General features: G+C 61.7%; 13 protein-coding genes, 1 tRNA gene and 1 pseudogene. 6 read left to right on the forward strand and 9 right to left on the reverse strand.

What is annotated here, in order from left to right; translation table 11 throughout:
* The coding region (gene traA / locus EN955_RS09535) for a Ti-type conjugative transfer relaxase TraA (protein ID WP_127223410.1) at window positions 1-2447 on the reverse strand (2447 nt) is incomplete at its 3' end.
* A 172-nt stretch (window positions 2448-2619) separates the two neighbouring features.
* Between traA and EN955_RS09540 the strand changes: the two genes are divergently transcribed.
* Both EN955_RS09540 and EN955_RS09545 read left to right on the forward strand, forming a co-directional pair.
* Window positions 2620-2946 carry a conjugal transfer protein TraD gene (locus EN955_RS09540; RefSeq protein ID WP_024503084.1) on the forward strand — a complete coding sequence of 109 codons (327 nt, stop codon included), beginning with the start codon at window positions 2620-2622 and terminating at the stop codon, window positions 2944-2946.
* 1 nt (window position 2947) lies between these two features.
* A complete protein-coding gene (locus tag EN955_RS09545; RefSeq protein WP_024503083.1) occupies window positions 2948-3196 on the forward strand; it encodes a conjugal transfer protein TraD in 249 nt (82 codons plus the stop codon).
* Window positions 3197-3575: 379 nt separating this feature from the next.
* Here EN955_RS09545 and EN955_RS09550 read toward each other — a convergent pair whose 3' ends face one another.
* From EN955_RS09550 to EN955_RS09590, 8 genes and pseudogenes are all read right to left on the reverse strand, one after another.
* On the reverse strand, window positions 3576-4598 hold the full coding sequence (locus EN955_RS09550) for an IS110 family transposase (RefSeq protein ID WP_081714277.1): 1023 nt from the start codon (window positions 4596-4598) through the stop codon (window positions 3576-3578).
* Window positions 4599-4761: 163 nt separating this feature from the next.
* Window positions 4762-6102: an HlyD family type I secretion periplasmic adaptor subunit gene (locus tag EN955_RS09555; protein WP_024503081.1), complete on the reverse strand. Its 1341-nt coding sequence runs from the start codon at window positions 6100-6102 to the stop codon at window positions 4762-4764.
* Window positions 6099-7799 (reverse strand): type I secretion system permease/ATPase, encoded by a 1701-nt coding sequence (locus tag EN955_RS09560; protein WP_024503080.1) that lies wholly within the window; start codon window positions 7797-7799, stop codon window positions 6099-6101. The genes EN955_RS09555 and EN955_RS09560 overlap by 4 nt, the downstream gene beginning before the upstream one ends.
* A 184-nt stretch (window positions 7800-7983) precedes the next feature.
* The gene (locus EN955_RS09565; RefSeq protein ID WP_164756382.1) at window positions 7984-11550 is read right to left on the reverse strand and encodes an Ig-like domain-containing protein; all 3567 of its coding nucleotides are present in this window, start codon (window positions 11548-11550) and stop codon (window positions 7984-7986) included.
* An 839-nt stretch (window positions 11551-12389) separates the two neighbouring features.
* A pseudogene (locus EN955_RS09575) lies at window positions 12390-13238 on the reverse strand (IS91 family transposase); the annotation flags it as partial.
* Between the two features lie 274 nt (window positions 13239-13512).
* A complete protein-coding gene (locus tag EN955_RS09580) occupies window positions 13513-14700 on the reverse strand; it encodes an integrase arm-type DNA-binding domain-containing protein (protein WP_024504769.1) in 1188 nt (395 codons plus the stop codon).
* Between the two features lie 160 nt (window positions 14701-14860).
* Window positions 14861-14936, reverse strand: a tRNA-Phe gene (locus EN955_RS09585).
* 322 nt (window positions 14937-15258) lie between these two features.
* Entirely contained in the window at window positions 15259-16152 is an 894-nt protein-coding gene (locus tag EN955_RS09590; protein ID WP_024504770.1) for a helix-turn-helix domain-containing protein, read from the reverse strand.
* Window positions 16153-16237: 85 nt separating this feature from the next.
* Here EN955_RS09590 and EN955_RS09595 point away from each other — a divergent pair, with 85 nt between their 5' ends.
* The 4 genes from EN955_RS09595 (at window position 16238) to ugpC (ending at window position 20513) form a co-directional block, all read left to right on the forward strand.
* Window positions 16238-17509, forward strand: coding sequence for an extracellular solute-binding protein (locus tag EN955_RS09595; protein ID WP_024504771.1), 1272 nt, complete (start codon window positions 16238-16240; stop codon window positions 17507-17509).
* Between the two features lie 207 nt (window positions 17510-17716).
* On the forward strand, window positions 17717-18577 hold the full coding sequence (locus tag EN955_RS09600) for a sugar ABC transporter permease (protein WP_013530184.1): 861 nt from the start codon (window positions 17717-17719) through the stop codon (window positions 18575-18577).
* Window positions 18574-19410, forward strand: a complete 837-nt coding sequence (locus EN955_RS09605; protein ID WP_013530185.1) for a carbohydrate ABC transporter permease — start codon at window positions 18574-18576, stop codon at window positions 19408-19410. The genes EN955_RS09600 and EN955_RS09605 overlap by 4 nt, the downstream gene beginning before the upstream one ends.
* Window positions 19411-19418: 8 nt before the next feature.
* Window positions 19419-20513 carry a sn-glycerol-3-phosphate ABC transporter ATP-binding protein UgpC gene (ugpC, locus tag EN955_RS09610; protein WP_024504772.1) on the forward strand — a complete coding sequence of 365 codons (1095 nt, stop codon included), beginning with the start codon at window positions 19419-19421 and terminating at the stop codon, window positions 20511-20513.

Consider the following 20513-nt stretch of genomic DNA (forward strand, 5'->3'; position numbering starts at 1 on the left):
CCCTTGGCGGATGCCTCTCTTCCAGGTGCTGGGCCCGCATCTCCGATCTGCGCTCCAATATCTTCCTTTCCCGGCCGCCCGCGTTCCTGGCCGGGCTCGGCGTCGCCAGGCGAGCGCAATCCGTCGAGTAACCCGCCGATGCTGTCGCGCAGCTTCTCCGGAACGATGCGACGCACGATCTGGACCACACGCTGTCGGAAGGTGATGCCGTGCCTCTCGGCATAGCTTTGCGCCGGGTCGGCTTGCTCATAGTCGGATGCCATGTCCTTGGAGCGGTCGCGTGACAGCGTACGGACCAGCCGGTCGCGTGTGGCAAAGTCATCGGTGCCGTAGTGCAGATCCATGCCATCTCGATGGCGGGACAGGGCGACGTAGCTCCCGTGTGCATCCATGCCTGGCGTAGCAAGCACATGGGTGCGGTCAACTGTCATGCCCTGAGCCTTGTGGATGGTCGCGGCATAGCCGTGGTCAATGAGGGCATAGTTTTTCAGGTCAAAGCGCACCGACCTGCCGTCGTCGGTGCGCACGGCCATGCTCTGTGTGCTGACCTGTTCGATCACACCAAGCGTGCCGTTCTTGACGCCGAGCCCGCGCTCGTTGCGCAGGAACATGACACGGTCGCCGCCTGCGAAGTTTCTTGGGCCGCGTTCGACAGTCACTTGCACTTCGTCGCCGAGATCGCCGGCAATGCGCATGCGCTCGCGCGCTGCCTGGTTTAGGGCGCGCACCTCGTCGTTTGTGTGTGTGAGAATGATCCGGCTTGCCTCTGGATGCGCCTGCCTGTCACGATCCCAGCGCTCGACGAGTTCAGCTCGCGCGTCATCGCGCGTCGCGGCCTGATGCACCATGCCTTGCGCGTCGTATGCACTGATCGCGGCGCCGATCCTGCCGGTCGCCAGATCGCGCGTGGCATCGCGTTGCCAGTCCTCGCGCTGCCGGCGCACCTGGCCGATTTCGACGCCGCCATGACGCTCGTGAATCGAGCGGAATGCAGCACCGGCTTCGATCGCCTGCAACTGCTGGGGATCACCAACAAGGACGACCTTCGCCCCAACGTCCGCCGCATGGGAGAGCACGCGCTCCAACTGGCGCGTGCCGACCATGCCGGCCTCGTCGATCACGAGCACGTCGCGCGCAGTGAGCAGATCGCGACCCTGTCCCCAACCGTGTTCCATACTGGCGATCGTGCGAGACGGGATGCCTGATCCGCCTTCCAGATTCTCGGCCGCAATGCCTGAGAGTGCGGCGCCTTTAACCTCATAGCCCGCTGCCGCCCATGCCTGGCGTGCAACGCCCAGCATGGCGCTCTTCCCCGTTCCGGCAAAGCCGACGACGACACCAAGACCGCGCCCATCGGTGATGTGATCCAGTGCATCGGTCTGCTCGTCCGACAGGACAAGCCCGCGTTGTGCTGCCCGTGCCAAAGCTGCCTCGCGCTGTGCGTCACTCACCGCGTGACGCTCCTCGCCGGCCATGCGTTCCGCCGCGCGATGCAGGCACTGTTCGGTCTCGATCATCTGCCGGGTGGTGAACCGATCTTCGCCGCGTCCGTCCTTGCCGAGTTCGACCAGATCGGGTGAGTTGCCGATGGCTGCCATGACCGCGTTGAACTGCTCCATCCCGTCGCTGTGGCGATGCGAGAATTTTGCCATGTCCTTTCGGGTGAAGGTCGACTGCTGATGCGTGATTGCCACCAGCGCCACGGACGGATCCGCGATGATGCGCGCGCCATTGTTGCGCGCGATTTCGCGGTGCAGCTGGGCGCGATCTGCTTCAATGTCGGCGGCGTCAGTGCCACCGCCCTGAATGCGTTGAGCCGGTGCGCCAATCTGGGTTTGCGGCTCCAGGACAATACCCTGTGCTTCCAGACTGCGATGATCGATGCGGGCGTCTATGTCGAGTTCGGCCAGGCGCTCATTGGCAAGCTCCGCCCATCGCTCGCGCCAGCGTTCGACCATCTGGGTAGCATTCCAGTCGCGCACTTTTGCGCCAAAGCCATCTTCGTCCACGGACCGCATGGTCAGCATGACATGAGCATGCGGCTTGGGGCTGCCATCCTCTGCCCTGTCCCAGTGCACATTGAGATCGGCAACCATGCCCTTGCTGACAAACTCGACTTGTACAAAGTCGCGCGCCAGTTCGATGCCTTGCGCCTGGCTGAGTTCACGCGGGAGGGCAAACTCCACCTCGCGGGCCAGCTGCGCATCCTTGCGCAGCTCGAACGCCTCGACATCGTTCCACAGCCTCTCGCGGTCGCGCCAGGCCTCCGGTGCATCCTCCGGCAACATCACCTCGGAATGGACGACACCGCGCTTGGCCGAGAAGTCATGCGTGCGTTCGATCCGCTCGTCATGCAGCCGCGAAGCCGAACGGTAGGCGGCCGACGCCACAGCGCTGCTCCCTGCCTTGCGGCCAATGACCTTGACGTGAAGATGATAGATCGCCATCGCGACCAGATCATTTGCACGGCAAAGCGCACGTCGGCACGACGTATAAGCGCGCCCTCCCTCGAAAAATTCTCGGGATGGACCAGCCCGTCCCGGGCTGTCTCGGCAACCCTGAAGCCTTCCGGCGGTCGCTCGCCTATCATCGCCGCATCGCCAATCGATGGAGGCAGCCATGCGCAAACCACGGGACTTCGACGCAGATCTGAAGGCGCTGGAAGAAAAAGCGCGAGAACTCAAAACGCGAAAGGTGCAGCAGCTTGGCGAACTGGTCATCGCCACCGGCGCCGATCAACTCAGCACCGACGAGCTGGCTGGCGCGCTGGTCGCAATCGCCGAAACGACAGACACCGCAAAGCGTGAGGCATGGGCCAAGCGTGGGGTGATGTTTTTCGATAGCCGGTCGCGGCGAACTGCTCCGCCATCTCAGCGCAATCTTCGTGGCGCTTCAGCGCAACCGGGCAGCTCACAATTGCCTGCAAGCGGCACTGGCTCGCAATGACATGCGCACCTGGCAGGTCGAGCGCCGCAAGCGGACCCGACATCTGATCGAGCTTGGCGGGCTCGTTGTTAAAGCAGGCATTGTTGAGTTGGCCAACGACGATCGCGCCGTAATCTACGGAGCGATGCTCTGGATCGCCGCCAAGCTGCAGAGCGATGAAGGCAAGCATTCGCGCGACTTATGGGCTGTGAGGGGAAAGCAGGCGTTCAATGCGGAACAGCATGAGGAGAAAAAGGGCCAGCGAACGTAGCGGTGTTTGGCACGCGCGGCGGGCGGCGCGGAGACTTCAAATATCGTAGCGCCGCCCGCTTTGCTCCGGCAGTCGATTTTAGGTTCTAGAATCTCGAAGGTCTCGACGGGGCCCTGTATGGACGGCTCTCCGTTGGCAAGGGATTCTTTGAGCTTTGCCTTTGCTGGTTGGTGCGGCCATGTATCCGACCTGTAGGTGCGGCCTATCATGTGCCGCTGGCCATAATGCCATTCGCGCGTCTCAGGTCCCGATCGTAAGCTCGCACTCGAGGTGCACGGCCCCAGTGGGTTTTCCTGATCCGGCGGTATCAACCGGCTTTGTGCATTAGCTCCTGTCCGCCCTTTCCAACCTCGTCAGCGATCGCTCGCCTTATCTTGTTCTATGCGATGACCGGCTCCCTGTAGCGCTCACTGTTCGTCATCAGTGCCCAGACCATCCGGGCGGTCTTGTTGGCCAACGCAACCGCCGCAACCTTGGCTGTTCGCCGCGCCATCAACTGCACGAGCCATGGCCTCCTGGTACCGTTGCGCTCGGCATAGCGGATGACCGCCATCGCACCCACCACGAGCAACTGCCGCAAGTACCGATTGCCGGCCTTGGAGATACTGCCGAGCCTCTCCTTCCCCCCGCTCGAGTTCTGCTTCGGCACGAGTCCGATCCATGCCGATAGACAGCGCCCCGACTTGAACGCATGCGCATCGGCGACCGTAGCCACGAATGCACTTGCCAGCAGCGGGCCGACGCCTGGGATTTCCATCAACCTGCGACCAAGCTCGGTCTCACGCGCATTCGCCCGAACCCTACGATCGTTTTCGAGGATCTGTTTCTTCACGACCCTGAGCTGCGCCTCAAGCATGCGAAGGCATAGCCGCGCGTCAGCTGGTATCCTGGTCTCGTTCTCGTCGTTGACGACCACGAGCAGTTGCTCAATCCCATTCCGCCCGATCGGCGCTACGATCCCGAACTCGGATAGGTGTGCCCGCAACGCGTTCGATATCTGCGTGCGCTGGCGGTTGAGCATCAACCGGACCCGGTGTAGCATCATCACACTTTGCTGCTCGGGTGATTTCACAGGCACGAAGCGCATGGTCGGCCGAGTGACCGCCTCGCAGATCGCCTCTGCATCTGCGGCATCATTCTTCTGCCGCTTCAGATAAGGCTTCACATATTGTGCCGGCAGTAACCTCACATCGTGACCACGTGCGATTAGCTCGCGAGCCCAATAATGCGACGAGCTGCAGGCTTCGATACCGACCAGGCAACGTGGCAGGCTCTCGAAGAATGCCATCACGCGCCCACGCGTCAGCTTCCTGCGAACGACAACCTCACTCGCCGCATCCACCCCGTGGATTTGAAACACTGACTTCGCAATATCCAGACCAATCGTCGTAACGTTGCCCATCATAGATCTCCTCCAGCTTCTGGCCCAACGATCATACCGCAGGGCGGGAGGAGAGCCGTCCACCGCATCATAAGCGGAACATCGGCTTTCAGCATGCTCGGGCCAAAAAGCGTACATTCGCATCAGCCAAAGCCCACCTGGATGCAGTCTGACGACGCGTTGTCTACTTCTGCCGGAACGCTGTGTGCAAAGACGTCGTCAGTGGTCCAAGAATGTAGTCCAGCGCCGTGCGTTTCTCGGTCACGATCATCACGGAGGCCGGCATGCCTGGATAGAGCTGGATCTGCGGTGCGGCGGCGAGTTCCTGCTGATCTACGGCAATGTCGGCGACATAGTAAGGAAAGCCAGTTTTGGGATCGGTGATCCGGTCCGCGGAGATGTGGGTGACACGGCCGTGGATGACGGGCGTCGTGCGCTGCTTGTAGGAGGTGAAGCGAACCTCGGCCGTCATGTCGGCGCGCAGGCTGGATATGTCCTCAACCCGGACCTGCGTTTGGACGATCAGCGAATTCCTGGTCGGCACGATGTCGAGGATGGTCTGGCCCGGGGAGACGACCGCGCCAGTCGAGAAGATGGTCAAATCCATCACCTGGCCGTCGTAGGGAGCGCGCACTTCGGCGCGGTCCACGGTCGCCTGCGCGGCAAACATCTTCGGTACCAGGTCGGCGAGATTCGATTGCGTGTCGATCAGCATTGCCGAGAGTTTTGCGCGCCGTTCGTTGGTGAGCTGCGCGATCTGGCTTTCCAACTCGGCCTTGCTCTGGCGGTTGCCGGCAATTTCGCCAAGCGCCTGGTCAATGAGGCCCTGCAGGTCGGAGGCGGAACGGTCGAGTTCCAGGATGCGCGTGCGCGTCGTCAGCCCGGCCTTCAGCAATTTGTTGAGGCCCGCCTTTTCGTCGATCGTGGACTTGAGCTGCGCGCGAAAAGACTCGACGCGTGCCTGTTTGCCGTCGATTTGCTCGTCCAGTTCGGCTATCCGCTTCTGTAGGATCTGCTTTGCGCCAGCCATCGAGGCGCGCTGGCTCTCGAGGTCGGTGATCTGGTTGGCCATCGCGTCCTGCAGATAGCCTTGGTGCTCGGCGGAAATATCCTTGGGGAAGGCGACCGCCTCGCTGCCGTCGAGTTCGGCGCGGATACGAGCATCCGTTGCGCGCAGCAGCGCATATTGTTGAGAATAGAGGTTGAACTCGGAGCGGGCGCGGGTGTCGTCGAGCATGACCAGCATATCGCCGGCTTTGACGATATCGCCGTCCTTGACGCGGATTTCCTTCACCGTGCCACCATCGAAGTGCTGCACGCTCTTGCGGTTACCCTCGACTTTCACCACCGCGTCGGCAAGCACCGCGCCATTGAGCGGTGCTATCGCCGCCCAGCCGCCGAACACACCGAAGAAGACAAGAATGATAAGCAGCCCGACCAAGACCGGGCCCCGGATCGAATCCGGGTTGGCGCTCGCGTCTTCGGCGCCGGACAGGCTGTGATAGGTGGCCGCGATGTCAGTCATTGGGTTGCCACTGCAATCGGCGCGGCGCGCTGGTTGAGCAGCGCCACGATCTCGTTCCTCATGCCGAAGGCCTCGACCCCGCCGTCCCTGAGGAGCAGGATCTTGTCGACATTGGCCAGCGTCGAAGGCCTGTGCGACACGATGATCACCGTGCTTCCACGACGCTTGAGTTCCAGCGCGCACTCCGCGAGCGCACGATCACCGTCGGCGTCAAGGTTGGAACTCGGCTCGTCGAGAACGATGAGGTTTGGCGTTCCGAAGACAGCTCGGGCAAGCGCGATGCGCTGCCGGTAACCGCCCGACAGCACCGCGCCGCCTTCGCCGATCTGCGTCTCATAGCCTTGCGGCAAGCGGATGATCATCTCATGCACGCCGGCGAGCCGGGCCGCCTCGATCACTTCGCGGTCGACATCGATTTTGAAGCGCCCGATATTGGCAGCCACGCTTTCGGAAAAGAGCTCGATGTCCTGTGGGAGGTAGCCAATATGGTCGCCGAGCGCCTCCCTTCCCCATTGCGTCATGTCAGCGCCGTCCAGCCTGACCGTGCCCCGACTCGGCTGCATGATTCCGGCGAGGTGACGGGCAAGCGTCGACTTGCCGGCGCCGGAAGGACCAACGATGCCCAGGGCCTCGCCGGCCTCGAGCTTGAACGAGACATCGCGCAACAGCACCTTCTGCAGGCTTGGAATGGCGAAACTGAGCTGTTCGACGGCGATCTTGCCGGTGGGCTTGGGAAGGCTAAACGAGCGTTCCCCTTGCGCGCCGCCGTCAAGCAGCTTCTCGGTCCTGCCGAGAGCAGCCCGCGCCAGGATCAGGCTGCGCCAAAGGCCGACGATCTGCTCGACAGGCTGCAGCCCCCTGCCTAGAAGAAGGCTCGCCGCAAACATCGAACCGCCGGTGATCTGCCGCTCGATCACCAGATAGGCACCAAGGCCCAGAATCAGCGACTGCATGGTGAGGCGCAGGAAGCGGATAACCCCGGACATGAGTGCGGCCCGGTCGCTGGCCTGCCCCTGCTGCTGCAGCGCCAGGCCGCGGTCGCGTCCCCAGCGGCGGACGAGGCCGTCGATCATGCCCATGGCGCGAACGACTTCCGCGTTTCTCAGGCTCATTTCGGTGAAATTGTAATTGGCCGTGGCGAGATCGTTGGCCTGCTTCAGCGGCACTCGCACGATGTATTCGTTGAGCACAGCCATGGCGATCAAGAGCAGCGAGGAACCGAGCGCGAAGAAGCCGAGCCATGGATGAAGAAGGAAGATGATGCCGATATAGATCGGCGACCACGGCAGGTCGAACAGTGCGTGGATGCCGCTGCCGGTGATCACCTGGCGGAACGTGTCGAAATCCCGGATCGGCTGGCTTTGCGAGGCGCCTAGCGATGGCCTCTCGACGGAGGCCGCCAGGATCTTCGCCGAAAGCAAACGGTCGAGCCGCGCGCTGGCGCGCGTTAGGATAGCGGCGCGTACGAGGTCGAGACCGGCGAGCGCCAGGAAAGCGGCAAGCAACACCAGGGTGAGCATCACCAGCGTGGTCTCGCTGCCGCTGGTGACCACCCGGTCGTAGATCTGCAGCATGTAGAGCGGGGATGCGAGATAAAGCAGGTTGATCGCTAGGCTGAACGCCGCCGCAAACAGGAAATAGCGGCGGCAGGCGCGAAGCGCTTCCCTCACCACCTTGGATTTGCTGTCGAGACCCAAAATACCCAACGGAGAACCGCCCCCTGTCCAAAATGCATGCCCGGACCCGATACTACTCCCGATCCCTCAACCGGCCACCCGATCTGCACGTAAACCTTCCGTAAACCTTAATTCGTAAGCTAAACGCTAGGCCGGCTGAGAAACCGGGCTAGCCGCGCATGATTGCGGGCTCGCTCTCTTTCTGTCACGCAGCGAACTCGCTTGTTCCCCCGGCTACGCCAGTCAGCGTGAACTCCGGATTGTAGGTGACGACGGTATGGCCTTCGCCGTCATCGGCAAGCCTGAAGCCGTTTGCATCATAGGTGCCGAGCAAATGCAGCGTTGCATTGTGGGCGCCGTCGGAGACCGTCAACGTGCCGCCGCTGCCGTCCTGGCTCGCCTGATAGGCAACCGTCGTGCCGGTGCCGAACAAGACGTCGTTGAGGTCCAGCTTGTCGTCGTTGGTGATGCCGCCGATCCGTCCGCTGTAGTCAAAGGAGTCATCGAGCTCCAGCGTGCCGGCCGCGTTCTGCGCGAAGGTGACATCCGTCGACGACGCTGCGCCGAATTCCAGCTTCGACAGGTTGCCGATAGTGGCATCGCCGTCGCCGGTGACTTCACCGTGGATGACGATGTTGCCGCCATTGGCCGAGAGCATTCCGGAATTCGCGATCCCGCCGGCGACGATCAGGCCGCCCGAACCGGTCGCCTCCAGTGTGCCGGAATTGGCGACGACACTGCCGCCGGTATCGATGACGAGCGCATTGGTGCCCGAAGCGATGATGGTGCCCCTGTTGTCGAGGCCGAGCATGCCATTGCCCAACTGGCCGGCGCCCGAGATCGTGTTGTCAATATTGATCAGGGTGACGTCCGGACCGGTTCCGGAGATGACGTTGAACGCACTGTCGGAGAGCTCGAGCTGCCCCCCACCCTGCAGCGTCACGCCATGCTGGATGACCTGCAGCAGGGTTTCGCCGCTGGTCGAGTTCAGCGAGATGACGCCGCTGTTGTTGACCGTGCCGCTCAGCGGCAGCAGCGCGCCGTCGCCGATGGTCATGGTTCCGGCATTGTTGACCGCCGGCGTCTGGTCGAAGACGAAATTGCCGGCGCCGAGCGCGGAGGAATGCACGCCTTCCAATGTGATCGACTGCCCGTCGCCCAGCGTGATCACCGCATTGCCGCTGGCGTCGTCCGCGGTATGCGCCTGGACGTCGGCAAAGCTCTGGAAGCCGGAATAGCCGACGAGGTCGACCTGATCGGCGGCAGCATCGAAGCTGTGCACGGTGTCGTTGCCGATCGGCTGCGAGAAGACGAACAGATCATTGCCGCTGGAGCCGGTGAGCACGTCGTCGCCCGACCAGGCGAAGATCGGCGAGCCCGGCGCATAGGCCTCGACATTGTCGGCAACCGACATGCTGCCCGTCGTGCCGTCGGCATTAGTCCAGGTCATTTGAACGTCGAGCACCGCCGCGCCGGCGAAATCGGCCGGCGTGGTAGCCGTCAGCTCGTGGACGGCGCTGGACTGCACAGTCCAGGACCCGTCTGCGTTCTGCGTCGCGCCGTCGATGGTCCAGCCGGAAGGCACGCCCTTCACAATAACGGTGACGGCCTGGCCGTCCGACGGGTCGGTCAGCGCGAGGTTAATGGGCTCACCAGCAACACCAGCGGGCAAACTGAATATCGGGCTTCCTATGCCGCCATGTCCGGTAGAGTCTGTCCAGAATGACGAGCCCGTGCCGCTACTTATCACGCTAATAGTGTGCGACCCCCCTCCAGACGCGCCCTTAAGAGCCAGCGTGTAAATGTCATGGCCACCGGTCATCCCTACGTGAATGATCGGTCCATCGACGGTTGCTCCGACAATCTGGAGGTCGCTGAGACCAAAACCCGTAACCGCTTCGCTAAAAGTAAATGTAACCGTAGGTTTCGAACCGTTGTTGTCCGATGTTATGACCACTGTCGGCGGCGCATCGGCGGTGTTGACAGTATAGTTGACCGAGTTGGTTGTGGCCGCTGGGGCATTACCCGCTGGGTCTTGCCAGGAAGTGCCGACGGTGATCACGTTGGTAGCATCATTGATCGACGCGATCGGTGTTAGAGTGGCAGTGAAGACCTTTGGATCGCCCGTTGGCGTGATTGCGCCCAGGGTTGCGCTCGTGGTGTCATAGCTCACGTCTGCAGCAGAGAAGTTCGACGGTACTTCACTGAAGGTAAAGGTCACTGTTGCGACATCGCCGGTCGTGAGTGCGGTGTCGTTGATCCCGATCACAACCGTCGGGACGACGGTGTCCACCGCCTGCACAGATTGCGCCGCTGCCGTGCTACTGTTACCCGCAGCGTCAAGGGCGGCAGCCGCCACTACATTGACGGTCATATTGCCTGTAAAGCCCGCGTTCGGCGTCACGGCCAGTGTGTAGGTATCGGCATCGATTGCGGTGAACATGCCCTTGGTGCCGTTTGTGACTGCGACGTCACTAGCATCAAAGCCGGTTACCGCCTCGCTAAACTGGAAGGTGTAGACAACGTTGCCGCCCGCAATGTTGGCGGTGCCAGGCTCGTCGTCCGTGATCACAACGGATGGCGCCGAGGTGTCGAGGTCGATGGCGGCGCCGTTGGCCGAGGCCGTGTTGCCGGCATCGTCGGTGACGTGGAGCACCGAGCTGATCGGCCCGTCATTCATGCCCGACAGATCGACCGTGCCCGCCGAGGCGAGAACCGTCACATTGTGTGCCAGGACGCCGTCGCTGAAGGTCACCGTCGCATCCGCGCCGGCCACATCCGCGTCGATCCCGGAGACCGTGAAGGCAACCGCGGTCTTCTCCGAATTGTTGATCGTCGTGTCGGTGATCGACAGCGTCAGCGGCGCACCCAGGTCCGCCGAGGTGTCGATGGCAACCGTATCGCTACCACCAGCACCGGTATTGCCGGCAGTATCGGTGTAACTGCCGGCCGTTATCGAAACGGACCCAATGCCATCAAAACCGTCTGCTGCCGTGAACTTCGCCGTATAGTGCGAAGCATCAATTATCACAAAATCAGTCAGCGTGCCGTGAGACGCCGTAACATCGGCCGCAGTGAAGCCCGTCACCGGGCCAGTGAATGTGAACGTCACGACCGAGCTGTTATCGCTATCACTTAAGGCAGCATCGACAATGTTGACCGCTACAGGAACATGTCCGGCGCCATCGAGAACCACAACTTTCTCAACACCAGTGACCTTGAGATCAAGCGTCTTGAAGGTGTAGACAGAGCTGTCGGCCTGGGCAGTTTGTGCGCTGATATGCGCCGGAAGCCAAACGTTCTTGAAGTATGCAATCTCTGCCGTGATCGCGGCATCGCTCAGTTGGGCCGCACTGAGCCATATCTGCAAAGTGTCGGCGTCCGGCGTGGACCCAGCTTTGCCGAGCTGCACCGCGCCGTTTCCACCGTCGTAAGAGTCGTAGCCTGTAAAAGCACTTCCGCCGAGCAACGTCTGAGTGGGCACAGTTCCATCGGTGGTCTGGTCTGTTCCGGAATAGAGCGTTGCACCGGTTGTTGTCAGCGTGGAACTCGTGAATGTGCTACCCAGCCAATATTGGTTCTCGAAGGCCTTGTAGATCAGGATGTCCGATCCCGATCCGCCAAGCACCGTATCGAAACCGCTACCACCATTGAGGATATCATCGCCCGATCCGCCATTCAGGCGGTCGTTTCCAGCACCCCCGGAGAGCATGTCATCTCCGCTGCCGCCAACCAGATTGTCGTTGCTGCTCGTGCCGACAGTCGAAGCCATTGCTACCCCCTGCGGACAGACGCACCCAGCGTCCGCCTGTTTGCCGTCCTTGACGGCTGATTACCCCATGCCGAAAGAGTCGGCACCCAGTCCAACGGGAGAGAATAGCCATGCAACCAGGCGCAATGCGACAACCCGGCCCGTGAACGGCGCGCCTTATAAGAGCGGTTACAGACAGGCGGTGGCTCCGGTGGTGATGGCTGCAGCGGCTACATATAACCGCGCTGCGTTTCCCCTGCCCCAGTAGCGCCTAACCCGTTGTTGCCGGTCACGAGGTAATTTGCGCTACCACTACATTAGCATATTATTAACTTTGCCAAAGGCTGCGTCAACCTCCAATCGAATGAAGGGTTAACGACAGTATGCGTACTTGTACGTCATGCATCTAAATTGTACTTCGGCACCCCTAATGCATCGGTCTCCAGGACGGGGATAGGCTCCAAGCCGTCATCAGGTTTCATCCTGAAACCCCTTTGAACGCCGCTGTGGGCAACCAAGACCTCCGGTTTGCCGGCCGCAATCGTCCGCTTTCGGGAAATGGCACGTCGGCGTGCGTGTCCGACATTGGGAAGGGTTTCGGGTACCGTCAGGCGGACGAAAGCCTCTCATGCAGGAACCCGTGGGCCACAGTCGATGTCCATGGGGATTTCGGAGTTTGGCTGATGTCGGCGATGGCACGACCGCCTCTGGGAAGAGTCGACATGGGTGCCGACAGTCCACTTCGTTGCCTCTCGGCGTGAGACTGTCTGGGTGTGGCCGGACGGGCGGAAGTCCTCGGGTTCGCCTGGTGTGTCGTCATCGGGCGGCGCGGCGACGTTCAGCAGTTCCCGGGCGAGCGCGAGACTGGCTTTGCGGGCGGAGCCGGCGAGCAGCCCGTAGTGCCGGATGCGGTGGAAGCCTCGCGGCAACACATGGAGCAGGAAGCGGCGGATGAACTCGTCGGGGCCAAGCATCATGACCTGCTGGCGATCGGCGCCGTCGCGGCGATAATCCTTGTAACGGAAGGTGACACTGTTCTTGTCGAATGCGATCAGGCGGCTGTTCGAGATCGCGACCCGATGGGTGTAGCGGGACAGATAGGCGAGCACGGCCTCCGGTCCTGCGAACGGCGCCTTGGCGTAGACCACCCAGCGCTTCTTCCGGACGGGAGCAAGGTGGCGCAGGAATGCTCGGCGATCAGTGAGGTGTGCGATCGACCCGAAGAAGGCGAGCCGGCCGGCATCGTGCAGCGCGATCAGCCGGGTGAGGAAGAGCCGGCGGAACAGCGCCCCAAGCACGCGCACCGGAAGGGAAGGCCGGTCGCGACGAGACCCAGCGACTTCCGTCCGGCGCGATGCCGCCGCCCGGCACGATCATGTGGACATGCGGATGATGCGTCATCGCCGATCCCCAGGTGTGGAGCACGGCGGTGATGCCGATGTGTGCGCCGAGGTGCTTGGGATCCGCAGCGATGGTCAGCATCGTCTCCGACGCCGCTTGAACAGCAGATCGTAGACCAGCGCCTTGTTCTGGAACGCAATGTCGGCGACCTCGGCCGGCAGCGTGAACACGACATGGAAGTAGCCGACCGGCAGCAGGTCGGCCTCACGCTCGGCAAGCCAGGTGCGCGCGGCGGCGCCCTGGCACTTCGGACAGTGCCGGTTGCGGCAGCTGTTGTAGGCGACACGCCAATATCCGCAGTCCGTGCAGGCGTTGGCCTTGGAAGCGGAAGGAGCTTCGGAAAGCAGTAAGTTGCCTGACCGCGTAATCTAAGTTTGAAGTGCGTAGGAATGACGATTCTGGAGGACAATGGCCATTCCCGATTTGTGGGTCGCCGGACCGGGCAGGATTCGGATGCAAAAGAGCCGACGAGTCCGATTAGCCCGCTGAACGCTAGGTTGCTGCCAAGTGAGCAGCTTAAGTACTTATGCCGGCGGTGATCGCGCCAACCCGGAAAACAGCGGCCCTACCGTGAAATGCGAACTAACGGTGCGCCTTTAGGGCGTCTAGCAAATCTCCCCACTCGTGCATCAGCGTCACGCGTTGCTCCCAATAGGTCGCGCGGTTGTAGGTCCGCCGAATGGCGTTCTTGTCTTGGTGCGCCAGTACCGCCTCAATTACGTCTGGATCGTATTTGCGGGCGTTGAGGATGGTGCTGGCAGTCACCCGAAAGCCATGGGCGGTCACCTCGTCCTTTCGGTAGCCCATACGCCGTAGCGCGGCATTCATGGCGTTCTCGGAAAGCGGACGCTTGGTCGAGCGGATCGAAGGAAAAACCAGGCCGCCGCGCTCAGAAAGGGGCCAGACTTCTCCCAGGATCCGGAGCGACTGCTTGGACAGTGGCACATCATGCGGAGCACGCATCTTCATGCGCTCGGCCGGGATGTGCCAGACAGCCTTCTCTTGGTCGAATTCGGCGCGGGTCGCCCCCCGCACCTCGCCGGGACGGACGCAGGTCAGGGCGAGGAACTGGAGAGCAGCTTTGAGAGTCGGCCAGCCATCGTACTCATCGATTGCCACCAGGAGCTGACCGAATTTCTTTTCATCGGTGATAGCGGCACGACCATTGGCTTTAGGCGGCTGGAGAGCACCGCGGAGGGGCAGGGTTGGGTCGGTCTCTGCCCGCAGGGTGACAATCGCCAACCGGAAGACGCTCCCGATCACGCCGCGCAAGCGTCGCGCTGTTTCCCGTCGGCCGCTCCTTTCGATCTTCTGGAGAAGTTGGAGTATTTCCGCCGCAGTGATCTCTTTGATGGGACGTTTGGCCAGCGGGCTGGCCAGGTCTTTGAGTAGCCACTTGGTTTTGGTGGTGGTGGCCGCCGCAGCGTCCCGTTCCTCCATCCGCGTGACATATTCCTCGGCGATCAGGCCGAAGGTAGTCCGTGCTTCCGTGATGGCCGCGATCTTCTCCTCCTTGCGTTTGGTGGAGGGGTTGATGCCGGCGATTAGTGATCTCTTGGCATCGTCCCGCTTCCCTCTCGCGTCGAGAAGTGACACCAACGGGTATTTTCCAAAGGAGAGGATGTTTTCCTTCTCCAGGTAGCGGTATCGCAATTGCCAGAGCTTGGAGCCGTTTTTTTGGACGAGAAGATAGAGCCCGTCGCCATCAGCAAGGCGATACGGCTTGCCTTTGGACTTGGCGTTCTTGCAGGCTAAGTCGGAGAGCGACATGGGTAACGGACCTCCGGGGTAATGGGTAACACCCGGATCGTTACCCATAAACTGATGCGTTGCAACGGCACGCGGCGGGTCACCATGAGCAGCCAGGACAGACTAACTCATTGGTTTAATTGACTAGTGGGATGCTGTGAGAAGCTCTGGGAAAGGAAAATGGTGCCCAGAGGCGGATTCGAACCACCGACACGCGGATTTTCAGTCCGCTGCTCTACCAACTGAGCTATCTGGGCCTGTTCCGGCAAACGAAAACTCGCAGGCCGGAATTCATCGAGGCGCCGTGGGGCGCCCCTTGAAAGCGCGTGGGTTATAGCACGGGAATTCGGCCTGTCCAGCGCCTAGGTGGCGATTTCAGGCAGGAAAAGCGATGCCGTGCGGCGCCCGGGTTTCCATGCCGCTTGTGGGCCGGAATCGCGCACGGCATGGCACGATCCGGCCTTCGCCATTCTTGTCCGTGCCGCTATTGCAGGCTGAAACGCCGTGACATGTCTTTTAGCCGGGGCGGTCGAGGCGCAGCAATGCTCGCGGCACCGGGCGCCCGCAAGTCGCCATCGCCTATCTGGCGCCGGTCACGCCGCGGCGAAAATCGGAAGGCGACATGCCGGCGAGCTTGCGGAACGACTTGTTGAAGGCGCTGAGCGAGCCGAAACCCGAATCCATGGCGACACGCAGCACATTGGCGTCCTGATGCATCAAAAGCGCCTGCGCATAGCTCAGCCGCAACAGGTTCACATACTCATTGAGCGTCATGCCGGTGGATTTCTTGAACAGGCTCATGGCGTATTTGGGATGGATGTCGGCGGCCGCGGCGATGTTCACGCAATCGATGTCATAGAGGAAGTTTTCGGCGATGAAATCGCACATGCGTCCGACATTCCGCGACGATTGCTGGTCAAAGGGGCTGCCTGTTTCCTGGTCGGTCGGAGTTGCGGATACCAGCCGATAGGGCTCGAACCGCACTCGCTCCAGCCGCAGCAGCAATTCGTTGACGGCATGTTCGGCCTTGGCCTGGTCGCCGGACCGGGCGTAGCGGTTCCAGCGCTCGAAATTATGGTTGTCGGACTGGTCGGTGGCCGATGTCACCAGTGTTGCGCCCGTCATCAGCCGGTGCCTTATATCCGTGGGCAGGTGCAGCCGGAAGAAATGCACCAGCGGCAGATGCGCTCCGGCATAGATGGCGTCGTCGGACAAATCGTCCATCTGGTGCGGCAGGCCACCCCAGAACAGGCACATCTCGCCGGCCGAAAGCGAAATCTCGTGGTCGTTCATGCGGTAATGCACGCTGCCGCGCACGATGAAATTAACCTCGACCTGGGCGTGCCAATGCGGCTTGAGCATCACCAACGGATTGGTGTGAAACATCTGCAGGAGCAGCGGCAGGCCTTCCACGCTGCTGGCCCCAGGCTGGTAGAACGGCCGTTCAGGCATCTTACTTTCCGCCAATTTCATATTCCCTTTGACGGCGACAGGCCTTGCCCGGTGCATAGTCTAGCCACGCTCACAGTGAGAGAGCAAATGAAATGGGAGGATTTCAATGCGCATCACAATGACCTGCGCCGCGCTCGCGCTTGCCCTGGGCTCAGCCCCGGCCTTCGCGCAATCCGGCGAAATCACCATCTGGAGCTGGAATGTCGCGGCTTCATCGCTGAAAGCGACCATTGCCGGCTTCAACAAGCAATTTCCCGACGTCAAGGTCACGGTCCAGGATCTCGGCAACCAGCCGACTTACGACAAGTCGATCGCCGGCTGCGCCGCCGGCGGCGTCGGGCTGCCTGATGTCGTCACCATCGAGAACGGCGAGGCCGAGAATTACTGGAGCCAGTTCCCCGACTGCTTCGTCGACCTGCATACGCTCGGTTACACAGCCGACGACCAGAAAAAATTCCCCGATTTCAAGCGCACCGAGTTGGAAGTGGGCGACAAGGCCTACGCGATGCCGTGGGATTCCGGCCCGGTGGCCGCCTTTTATCGCCGCGATTTCTACGAAAAGGCCGGCGTCGATCCGGCTTCGATCAAGACCTGGGACGATTTCGTCGCCGCCGGCAAGAAAATCCAGTCCGCCAATCCTGGCGTCTCGATGACCAATGCCGATTTCAACGGCGACTCGGAATTCTTCCGCATGATCTCCAACGAACAGGGCTGCGCCTATTTCTCCGAGGACGGACAATCGATCACGGTCAACCAGCCCAAATGCGTCGATGCCATGACCAAGGTCAAGGAGATGAAGGACGCCGGCATCATCTCGTCGGCCGACTGGGGCACCAAGATCACCAACAACACCGCCGGCACCGTCGCCACCCAGATCTATGGCGGCTGGTATGAGGGCACCATTCGCACCGAATCTGCCGGCGAAAACGGCAAATGGGGCGTCTATCTGATGCCGAGCCTCACCGCCGACGGGCCGCGCGCCGCCAATCTCGGCGGGTCCTCGCTGGCCATCACCTCGGCTTCCAAGAACAAGGAGGCTGCCTACGCCTATCTGAAATACACGCTCGGAACCAATGAAGGCCAGATCACGATGCTGAAGGAGTTCGGCCTGGTACCGTCCCTGGTCTCGGCACTCGACGATCCCTATGTCGCACAAGGCCTGTCTTACTGGGGCGGCCAGGCGGTATGGAAGGACATTCTCGGCACCTTGCCGAAGGTTGTTCCGAGCCGCGGCACGCAGTTCCAGAGCGACGCCGAAATCATCGTCCGCGCCGTGCAGACCAAGTATCTGGCCGGCGGCTATCCTGACGCCAAGGCGGCGCTCGACGATGCCGCAAGCCAGATCGCGGCGGCGACCGGACTGCCCGTCAAATCTTGATCACCGCTTCTCCTTCTCCCCTTGTGGGAGAAGGTGGATCGGCGCGATAGCGCCGAGACGGATGACGGGTGCTCCAGCGGAGTGAGACGTTTGCGTTCTCTGGAACACCCCCTCATCCGTCGCCTTCGGCGACACCTTCTCCCACAAGGGGAGAAGGGAAGACCCAGGCGACGGCGTGAAACAACAAGCGGTAGAAGGAGGAGCAAGATGCGCAATCGTAACGCCACGGCCTATCGCTTCCTCACGCCCTATCTGCTGATCTTCGCGATCTTCTGGGTGTGGCCGATCATCAGCTCCTTCATGATCTCCTTCCAGGCAACGCGCACCGTGCCGTGGCGGTTCGCGCCGAGCTTCAACTGGGGCCGGTTGATCGGCGATCCGGCCTTCTTCAACGCCCTGAAGAACACGCTGCTCATCCTGGTCATCCAGGTGCCGGTGATGATCTCGCTGGCGCTCGTCATGGCGGTGCTTTTGAACTCGCCGCTCTTGAAGGCGCGTGGCCTCTACCGCTTCGCCTTCTTCGCCCCGGTCGTGGTCGGCGAGGTTGCCTATTCGGCGGTGTTCCGGCTGATGTTCAACCTCGATTTCGGCATCATCAACAAGCTCCTGAACAGCGTCGGCCTGCCCAAGATCGACTGGTTCTCCAACGTCACGCCGGCGATGGCGCTGATCATGATCGCGGTGACCTGGCGCTGGGCCGGTTACAACGCCATCATCCTGCTCGCCGGCATGCAGTCCATTCCCGAAGACGTCTACGAGGCGGCGACGCTCGACCGCGTCAGCAAGCTCAAGCAGTTCTTCTACATCACCCTGCCGCTGCTGAAGCCGGTCATCGTGTTCTGTCTCGTGCTGTCGATCATCGGCACCATGCAGCTGTTCACCGAGCCCTTCCTGATCACCGAGCGCGGCGGGCCGGGCGGCGGCACGGAGACGCTTGGCCTGCTGCTTTACCGCCAGGGCTTTCGGTCGCTCAACTTCGGCTACGCCTCGGCCGTCGCCTACACCATGGCCGGGCTGGCGATCGCCATCACGCTGGCGCAGCTGTGGCTGACGAGGGAACCGAAATGAGTTCGCGCTCCTCCGCCAGGCTGGGACGCAGCATCGCTCTGCATCTGTTCCTGACGCCGCTGGCGCTGATCTGGCTGTTTCCGCTGTGGATGATGGTGGTGTTCTCGACCATGCCCGACAACGGCATCTTCAGCCCCGGCATCGAGCTTTTGCCGCACGGCAATTTCATCGACAATTTCAACAATCTGCAGCGTGACACGAACTTCGTCGGCGCCATCGGCATTTCGGTCTCGGTGGCGGTGACCTACACCATCCTGTCGGTGCTGCTGACGTCGATGGCCGGCTGGGCGCTGGCCCGATACCAGTTCTTCGGCAAGGGCGCGGTCGTCGCCATCATACTGGGCACCATAACGCTGCCCTATGCGGTCGTGCTGATCCCGCAGTTCATCATGGTGGCGCGCGACTTCAAGCTCGCCAACACCTGGGTGGCGCTGATCGTTCCGCCGCTGTTCAATTCGCTCGGCGTGCTGTTCATGCGGCAGAGTTTTTCGATGATGCCGGACGACCTCTTCGATGCGGCGCGCGTCGAGGGCGTGAAGGAGTGGCGCATCTTCCTCTTTGTCGCGCTGCCTTTGGCGCGGCCGATGCTGGCCGCACTCGCCATCATCCTGTTCCTCGCCTCCTGGAACAATTATCTGTGGCCGCTTTTGATCAACAGCCAGCCTGGTTCGATGACGGCGCCGGTGGCGCTCGGCACGCTGATCGGCCTCACCAAGGTGTCATGGGGCGGCATTATGGCGGGCGCTGTAATGCTGACGGTGCCGATGCTGGTCGTCTTCGTGCTGCTGCAGCGCCATTTCATCGCCGGCATTGCCGCCGGCGCGGTCAAGTAAGGGGCAGCATGGCAACGGTCACGCTCACCAATGTCGTCAAGCGCTTCGGCGTCTTCGAGGTCGTCCATGGCGCCAGCATGGACATCAAGGACGGCGAGTTCGTCGTCTTCGTCGGCCCCTCCGGCTGCGGAAAATCGACGCTGCTCAGGATGATCGCCGGGCTCGAGGACATCAGCGGCGGCGAAATCGCCATCGGCGGCAAGGTGGTCAATGATGTCGAGGCGGCCGACCGCGGCATCGCCATGGTGTTCCAGTCCTACGCGCTGTATCCGCATATGAGCGTCGAACAGAACCTCTCTTTCGGCCTGCGCATGACCGGCAATCCAAAAGCCGACACCGAACGGCGGGTGAAGCGGGCGTCCGAGATCCTGCGCATCAGCGAACTGATGGACAGACGCCCGAAAAAACTCTCAGGCGGTCAGCGCCAGCGCGTCGCCATCGGCCGCGCCATCGTGCGCGAACCGCAGGTGTTCCTGTTCGATGAGCCGCTCTCCAATCTCGACGCCGAATTGCGCGTCCAGATGCGCGTCGAGATCTCCCGGCTCCATAAGGAACTGGGCACGACAATGATCTATGTCACCCACGACCAGACCGAGGCGATGACGCTCGCCGACAGGATCGTCGTGATGCGCGCCGGCCATATCGAGCAGATCGGCCGGCCACTCGATCTCTACGACAACCCCGACAATCAGTTCGTTGCCGGCTTTGTCGGCTCGCCGAAGATGAATTTCATCAAAGGCCGGGTTGTCGGGCACGATGCACCTGGCGTCGTGGTCGAACTGGCGGGCCAGGAGAAGACCCGCATCACGCTACCGCTGACTGGCACTGCGCCCGAAATAGGCAGCCCAAAAATCGGCAGCAAGGTCATTGTCGGTGTGCGGCCCGAACATTTCGGCAATGCCGGAGAAGGCGACGCCGACCTTGTGGTTGCCATCGACGTGATCGAGCACCTGGGCGGCACAAGTTTCCTCTATGCCAGAACGGCCAACGGTGACGACGTGGTGATCCAGCGCGACGCGGCAAAGGTCCCCGACACGTCCGAGATCACCGTTTCCATCCGCAAATCCTACCTGTTCGACGAAAAAGGACTGCGGCTGCGCTGA

The sequence above is a fragment of the Mesorhizobium sp. M7A.F.Ca.CA.001.04.2.1 genome (genome assembly GCF_003998485.1).
Classification (GTDB): domain Bacteria; phylum Pseudomonadota; class Alphaproteobacteria; order Rhizobiales; family Rhizobiaceae; genus Mesorhizobium; species Mesorhizobium ciceri.